The organism is Herbaspirillum sp. UBA812 (assembly GCF_002296545.1).
GTDB lineage: Bacteria > Pseudomonadota > Gammaproteobacteria > Burkholderiales > Burkholderiaceae_D > Herbaspirillum > Herbaspirillum huttiense.
In genome coordinates, this window is sequence record NZ_DBIC01000198.1 from 607 (window position 1) to 2,544 (window position 1,938).

The following is a 1,938-nucleotide window of genomic DNA, read 5'->3' on the forward strand; positions in this document are numbered from 1 at the left end:
AAGGCAAGCCGCTGCGCCTGGCCTTCCAGTCCGGCAAGCCACATTCGATGATCTTTTGGGGCCCGCCGGGCGTGGGCAAGACCACGCTGGCGCGGCTCACGGCCACCGCCTTCGATTGCGAATTCATTGCGCTCTCGGCAGTGTTCTCGGGCGTGAAGGATATCCGCGCGGCCATGGAACAGGCCGAGCAGAATCTGGCGATGGGCAAGCACACCATCCTGTTCGTCGATGAAATCCACCGCTTCAACAAGTCGCAGCAGGATGCGCTGTTGCCCTATGCAGAAAGCGGGCTGGTGACCTTCATCGGTGCCACTACCGAGAATCCTTCCTTCGAGGTCAATTCGGCGCTGCTGTCGCGTGCGCAGGTCTACGTGCTGAAGTCGCTCACCGATGAGGAGCTCAAGCAGCTGCTCAAGCGTGCGCAGGACAAGGCGCTGGGCGATCTCCAGTTCGACGGCCAAGCCACGGAAACCATCATCGGTTACGCCGATGGCGATGCGCGGCGTTTCCTGAACCTGCTGGAGCAGACCCAGACCGCCGCGCACACTACCGGTACCCAGGTGGTGACGGCGGAATTCCTGCAGAACGCCTTGACGCTCAACAGCCGCCGGTTCGACAAGGGCGGCGACAATTTCTACGATCAGATTTCAGCGCTGCACAAGTCGGTGCGCGGTTCGCATCCGGATGCCGCGTTGTACTGGTTGACGCGCATGCTCGACGGCGGAGCTGATCCGCGCTATCTGTCGCGGCGCATCGTGCGCATGGCCTGGGAAGACATCGGCTTGGCCGACCCGCGCGCCATGCAGATCGCCAACGATGCCGCGCTGACCTATGAGCGGCTGGGCAGCCCCGAGGGTGAACTGGCGCTGGGGCAGGCGGTGATCTACCTGGCGGTGGCGGCCAAGAGCAATGCCGGCTATAACGCGTACAACGCTGCGCGCGCTTTCGTGAAGCAGGACAAGAGCCGCGAAGTGCCGGTGCATCTGCGCAATGCGCCGACCAAGCTGATGAAGGAATTGGGGTATGGGCATGAATATCGGTATGCCCATGATGAGCCCAATGCTTATGCGGCGGGGGAGACTTATCTGCCGGACGGTATTGCCGAGCCGGGGTGGTATCAGCCTGTACCGCGGGGGGTGGAAATCAAGATTGGTGAGAAGTTGATGACGCTGCGCCAGTGGGATGAAGACGCGCGCAAGAACTGAGGAGAAAACTTCACGATCTCGACCCTTGACCTTGTTCTCGATATTTTTTGAGTCGAATCTAGAAGATATTCTGTAATCACCGACAATAGACCTCATCTGTTGCCTGTTGCAGGCATGTTTAACGAAGTTGTCATATTTCGTCACTAGGATCCGCCCATTATGTGAATTTCCTTCACTTCAAGGCCGGAGGCTCAATGGGTGTCGAAACGTGGAATGACGGTTATGTTCATATCTGGGAAGGTACGACCGATCGCAAAGTACATTTGACCGGTTCCGGTCACCACTCGGTGTACACGACAAATTACGCCATCACCTATTTGAGCATCTGGGATGGAGCCGGCAATGATGACATTTCTGTCGGTGCGCTCAACACCACCATTTACGCCAATTCAGGCAATGACCGCTATGTCATCGAATCCGGCATCAATGCCACGATCGAGAGCGGTGCCGGGTTCAAAAACATCGCAACCAATTATCTGGCCGGATCGCTCAATATCTTTGAGTCTGACTGGTGGAGCCAGCGCCAGGTCAACGTGTCGGCGTGGTACAGCTACGTCCAGTGCGGCAATGGCAACGACTCGATTTCGGCATACGGGCTGTCCCAGGCGATTGTGGAAGATGCGGGGGGCAATAACACGCTGGCATTGAGCGGCGGTGGTTATCTCAAAGCGGATCTGGGCTTTGGAAGCATCAAGAACGGGACCGATACAGTTCATCTCTACACGGGCTGGAT

Annotated in this window: 2 protein-coding genes; both read left to right on the plus strand. The window is 57.8% G+C overall.

Going from position 1 to position 1,938, the window contains the following annotated elements:
* Positions 1 to 1,205 (plus strand): replication-associated recombination protein A (locus tag B3873_RS13255; protein ID WP_286866623.1); only part of this gene is annotated, 1,205 nt, incomplete at its 5' end.
* A gap of 194 nt (positions 1,206 to 1,399) precedes the next feature.
* The coding region (locus B3873_RS13260) for a hypothetical protein (protein ID WP_286866625.1) at positions 1,400 to 1,938 on the plus strand (539 nt) is incomplete at its 3' end.